The 5,547-nt window shown below is 75.6% G+C and carries 4 protein-coding genes; all 4 read left to right on the top strand.

Annotated elements, in window-relative coordinates; all coding sequences use genetic code 11:
* The first annotated feature begins 76 nt into the window (after positions 1–76).
* A complete protein-coding gene (locus AC5LUJ_RS05195; protein WP_250285770.1) occupies positions 77–997 on the top strand; it encodes an ABC transporter permease in 921 nt (306 codons plus the stop codon).
* A gap of 7 nt (positions 998–1,004) precedes the next feature.
* Positions 1,005–1,901, top strand: coding sequence for an ABC transporter permease (locus AC5LUJ_RS05190; RefSeq protein ID WP_250285766.1), 897 nt, complete (start codon positions 1,005–1,007; stop codon positions 1,899–1,901).
* On the top strand, positions 1,898–4,159 hold the full coding sequence (locus tag AC5LUJ_RS05185) for a dipeptide ABC transporter ATP-binding protein (protein ID WP_445548410.1): 2,262 nt from the start codon (positions 1,898–1,900) through the stop codon (positions 4,157–4,159). The genes AC5LUJ_RS05190 and AC5LUJ_RS05185 overlap by 4 nt, the downstream gene beginning before the upstream one ends.
* 324 nt (positions 4,160–4,483) lie before the next feature.
* The coding region (locus AC5LUJ_RS05180; protein WP_493464543.1) for an AAA family ATPase at positions 4,484–5,547 on the top strand (1,064 nt) is incomplete at its 3' end.

Here is a 5,547-nt window from a genome sequence, read left to right as displayed (position 1 = left end):
CCCGGCCGGGCGTGACCTGGCCGGGCGGCGCCTGGCCAGGGGGCGCTCAGCCGGAGGGCGCTCAGCCGGAGGGCGCCTGGTCAGGGGGGTGGCGGTACGGCTCGCGGCGGCGCTGGCGGTGCTGTTCGGGGCGGCGACGCTCGCCTTCGCGGCGCTGCAGCTCGTCCCGGGCGACCCGGTGGCGGTGCTGCTCGGGCCGTCCACCACCGCCTCCGCCGAGGTACGGGCGCAGATCCGGGAGGACTACGGCTTCGACCGGCCCGTCGTGGCGCAGTACGCCTCCTACCTCGGCCATCTCCTGCGCGGGGACCTCGGCGAGTCCTACCAGCTCCAGCGTCCCGTGGCCGAGCTGATCGACAGCCAGCTCTGGCCGACCGTCCAGCTCGCCCTGGCCGCGGTCGTGCTGGCCGTCGCCGTCGCGGTGCTCTCCGCGGTGACGACGGCCGGGCGGCCGCTGCCGCGCGCGCTGGCCTCCGCCTGGGAGCTGGTGGCGGTGTCCACGCCGTCGTACTGGCTCGGCATCGTCCTGCTCACGTTTTTCTCGTTCCGGCTGACGATCTTTCCGGTGGCCGGGGCGGAGGGCTTCGCCTCGCTGGTCCTGCCCGCGGTCACCCTGGCGCTGCCGGTCGCCGGGGTGCTCGCGCAGGTGCTGCGCGAGGGCCTGGAGACGGCGCTGGCCCAGCCGTTCGTGGTCACCGCCCGGGCCCGCGGGCTGACCCGCACGGCGGTGCGGTTCCGGCACGCGCTGCGCCACGCGGCGGTGTCGCTGGTGACGCTGACCGGCTGGCTGACCGGCACGCTGCTCGGCGGCGCGGTGCTGGTCGAGGTCGTCTTCGCCCGCCCCGGCATCGGGACGCTGACCCTGCAGGCGGTAGGGAACAAGGACATGCCGGTGGTGATCGGCGTCGTGCTGATCTCCGCCTTCGTCTTCGTCCTGATCTCGACCGTGGTGGACCTCGCCTACCTCGCCATCGACCCGCGACTGAGGAAGGGGTGAACCGGCGGTGACCACCACCCAGCCCGGCCTGCTCACCGGCCCGGCCCCGGCCCTGACCGCGGCCGGCCGGGCCGCCAGCCGGTCGCGGCGGCGCAGACAGCTCTCGCGCGCCGGCGTCGCGCTGGCCGGGGCGCTGCTCGTCGTGCTCGCGCTGGTCGCGATCGCCCCGGGCCTGTTCACCGGCCAGGCCCCGAACGAGACCGACCTCGGCCAGACGATGGCCGCCCCCAGCGGCGCGCACTGGTTCGGCACCGACCAGCTCGGCCGGGACGTCTTCGCCCGGGTGCTGCACGGCGCCCGCACCTCGCTGCTGGTCGGCGCCGGCTCCACGGTGTTCGCGCTGCTCGGCGGCACGGTGCTGGGGCTGGCCGCGGCGCTGTCCGGCCGGGTGGGCGACCAGGTGCTGATGCGGTTCGCCGATGTCCTGCTGTCGCTGCCGTCCCTGCTGCTGGCGCTGCTGGCGGTGACGGTGCTCGGCACCGGGACGGTGAACGTCATGCTCGCGGTCGCGATCGCCTTCGTGCCCGGCTACGCCCGGATCGTGCGGGCGGAGGCGCTGGTGGTCCGCCGCTCCGGGTACGTCGAGGCGGCGGTCGGGCTCGGGCTGCCCCGGCCGGTGCTCATCGCCCGCCACGTCCTGCCGAACACCCTCGGCCCGCTGCTGGTCCTCGGCGCCGTCGGCTTCGGCACGTCGGTGATCTACGCGTCCGGGCTGAGCTTCCTCGGCCTGGGCGCCGGGCCGCCGTCACCGGAATGGGGTGCGATGCTCTCCGAGGGCCGTGACTTCCTGGCGTCCGCGTGGTGGATCGGGGTGTTCCCCGGGCTCGCCATCACCGCGACGGTGGTCGCGGTCAACGTCGTCGGCCGGTTCGCCCAGCGCCGCTTCGCCGGGAGGACGTCATGACCGGCCCGGCGGGCAACATAGACCTGGCGGACAACGTGGATCCGACGCCGGTCGTCCCCTCGGCGAGGCCTGCCGCGTCGGCGGAGCCCCTGCTGGTCGTGGACGGGCTCGATGTCACCTTCACCACCGGCGGCGCGGCGGTGCACGCCGTCCGCGACGTCTCGTTCACCCTGGACGCGGGCCGCTGCCTGGCGCTGGTGGGGGAGTCCGGCTCGGGCAAGAGCGTCACCGCGCGTACCCTCGTCGGCCTCACCGGTGGGAACGCCACCCTCAGCGCGCGCCGGCTGCGCTTCGCCGGGGAGGACCTGGCCGCGTTCACCGAGGCGCGGTGGCGGGCCGTGCGCGGCCGGCGGATCGGCCTGGTGCTCCAGGACGCGCTGGTGTCGCTGGACCCGCTGCGCACGGTCGGCGCCGAGATCGCGGAGGTGCTGCGCACCCACCGGGTCGTCCCGCGCGCCGAGACCGACGCCCGGGTGCTGGAACTGCTCGACGACGTCGGCGTGCCCGAGCCGGCCCGACGCGCCCGGCAGTACCCCCACCAGCTCTCCGGCGGGCTGCGCCAGCGGGCGCTCATCGCCTCGGCGATAGCCGCCGGCCCCGCCCTGGTGCTGGCCGACGAGCCGACCACAGCCCTGGACGTCACGGTGCAGGCGCAGGTGCTCGACCTGCTGCGGCGGCACAAGCTCGACGGCGCCGCGCTGCTGCTGATCAGCCACGACCTCGCCGTCGTCGGCGGGCTCGCCGACGACATCGCGGTGATGTACGCCGGCCACATCGTCGAACACGGCCCGGCCGAACAGATCCTCGGCGGCCCCCGCCACCCCTACACCCGGGCGCTGCTCGACGCCGTGCCCGTCACCCACACCAAGGGCACCCGGCTCGCTCCCGGCACACCGCGCGGCCCGCTGCCAGGGCCGGCGGGATGCCCGTACGCGGACCGCTGCCCGCGGGCGGACGACCGCTGCCGCGAACGCCTGCCGGCCCGCGTCGTGCCCGCGGGCGCGCACCGCCGGCACGACGTGCTGTGCTGGCACCCGTTCGAGGCCCCGCCCATCGGGGTCCTGTCCACCGCCCCGGCAGCGGATGCCCCGGCAGCGGACGTCACGGCAACGGTTGACGCCTGGGCAGGCACTTCCGAGGCGGCGAGCGCCGCCATTACGCTGTCAGGCTCCGGTACGGCCGGTGCCGCCTCCGGCGCCGTTCCCGGTACCGCGGCCGCGACACCCCGGCCGGTGGCCCCGGGTGACGCGCCCGGGATGGGCGCCCCGCCCAGGCAGCGGGTGGACGCGGCAGCCACCGGTGAGGCGCTGCTGGAGGTCGAGGGCATCTCCAGGCGTTTCCGCTCCCCGGACGGCACCTGGCGGGACGCCGTACGGGACGTGTCGCTGCGGCTGCGCGCCGGCGAGACGCTGGGTGTCGTCGGCGAGTCGGGCTCGGGGAAGACGACCGTGGCCCGCATCGTCCTCGGCCAGCTTGAGCCGGACACCGGGACGGTCCGCTTCGACGGGCAGCCGTGGAGCGGGCTGCGTGAGCGCGCGCGGCGCGCCCGCCGCCGCCACATCCAGGCGATCTATCAGGATCCGCTGGGCTCGTTCGACCCCCGCTACCGCGTCGAGCGCATCATCGGCGAGGCCGTGGCCATCGGCGGCGTTCCGCGGGACGCCGGTCGGGCCATCGGCGGCGTTCCGCGGCAGGCCGGTGCGGCCATCGGCGGCGCCCTTCGGGACGCCGGTCCGGCCGGTCCCGGCGCTCCGCGGGGCGCGGCCCGCCGGGACCGGGTCGTGGAGCTGCTCGAGCAGGTCGGGCTGCCCGCGGACGTGCTGCGCCGCCGTCCGCTGGAGCTCTCCGGCGGGCAGCGGCAGCGGGTGGCGATCGCCCGCGCGCTGGCTCCCGGGCCCGATCTGATCGTCTGCGACGAGCCGGTGTCCGCCCTCGACGTGTCGATCCAGGCACAGATCCTCGACCTGCTCGCCGGGCTGCAGCGCGACCTGGGGGTCGCGCTGCTGTTCATCTCCCACGACCTGGGGGTCATCCACCACGTCAGCGACCGGATCATCGTGATGAAGGACGGCCAGGTGGTGGAGACCGGCGACGTCGCCACGGTGTTCGCCCGGCCCGCGCACGCCTACACCCGGCAGCTGCTGGCCGCCGTGCCACGACCGGTCGGCGGCCGCGCCGCGCCGCCCGGCCCGCCGGACGCCGGGCCCGCCCCGGACCTGGCGCCGGCCGCGGACATCCTGAGCGTGGTGTCGCGATGACGACCGCCCGGCGATACCCGGCCCAACAACACCCAACTCGTCAATACCCAAACCAAAACCAATGCCCGGACCAGAGCCGATGTCCGGACCAGCGCCGTCGACGGTGTTGTCGGCTCCGGCGCCCAGGCTCTCCGCGGAGATGTCCCGACAGGGGTGTCTCGAGGTAGGGGAGTAAAACCACTATCTTGGTGACGATAGTTGGAAAGTTTGAGGACCATCGGACTTTGAGGACCATCGGACGACGTCAGCAACGGTGATCACTGGTCAGCGACGAGCGCAGTCGCTCGCGTGCCAAGTCGGCGCAGCCGGAGGAAACGCAGCACCATGGGTACCGCAGCCCTGTCCGCCATCACGCCGCGATGGCCGTACGCGCCCCCCGCCGAGTCCGTTCCCGCCCTGGTGGAACGGGACGGCGCACTGCGCTGCCTGGACGCGCTGCTCGCAGAGTGTACTGCCTCCAGGGGTGGGACGGTCGTCATCGCCGGGGGAGCGGGCAGCGGGAAGACGGCGCTGCTGCACACCTTCATGGCGCGGGCCGCGCGGGCGGGCGCGACCGTGCTGGAGGCCTTCGGATCATGCGTGGAGCGTGATCTCCCGCTCGGGGTCCTGCGCCAGCTCTCCCGCGGCGGCCTGCGCGCCGGCCTGACGGAGGGTGCCGGCACGCCCGGCGGCAGCGGCACCCCCGGCGGCGCCGCCGGCCCCGCCGCACGCGGCCTGCTGCCCGACACGGCCTTCGCCGTGCCGCCTGGCGCACCTGACGACCCGGCCGCCGGGGATGCCGCCGCCACCCACCCGTCCCCGCACCTGCTGCAGGACCTGTGGGCGGCGTTACGGGTGCTCTCCGAGCGCGCCCCGGTGGTGCTCGCCGTCGACGACACCCATCTCGTCGACACGGCCTCCCTGCGTGGGCTGATCTACCTGGGCCGGCGGCTGGGCTCCCAGCGGGTACTGCTGGTCGTCACCGAGCTGGCGGACCCGGCCGGGGACCGGCTGCGCAACGCCTGGCAGACCGACCTGCTGCGCCACCCGCGGTGCCACCGGCTGCGGGTCGGCACGCTGTCGGTGCGCGGGGTGGCCGAAGTGCTTACACCGCGGCTGGGTACGGTCGCCGCAGGTGCGGTGGCGTCGGGCTGGTGGGAGCTCACCGGCGGCAACCCGCTCCTGCTGCGGGCGCTGCTCGAGGACCTGCCGGCCACCTCCGCCCCGGCCCCGGCCCCGGCCCCGGCGTTGGTGCCGGCCGGGCAGCCGGCCCGGCCGGCACCCGGTGAGGCGTTCGGCAAGGCGGTGCTGACCTGCCTGCGCCGCGGCGGTGAGCCGTTGCTGAGGGTGGCGCGGGGGATCGCGGTGCTGGAGGAGGCCGGTTCGGCGGGCCTGCTCCCGCGGCTGCT

It is taken from the genome of Protofrankia sp. CiP1_Cm_nod3 (assembly GCF_982290655.1).
Note: the sequence above shows the minus strand (reverse complement) of the source record. Positions and strands in the feature narration are given on the sequence as shown.

Coding starts and splice junctions, on each gene's coding strand:
- AC5LUJ_RS05185 (WP_445548410.1), top strand. CDS start 1,898: ATGACCGGCCCGGCGGGCAACATAGACCTGGCGGACAACGTGGATCCG.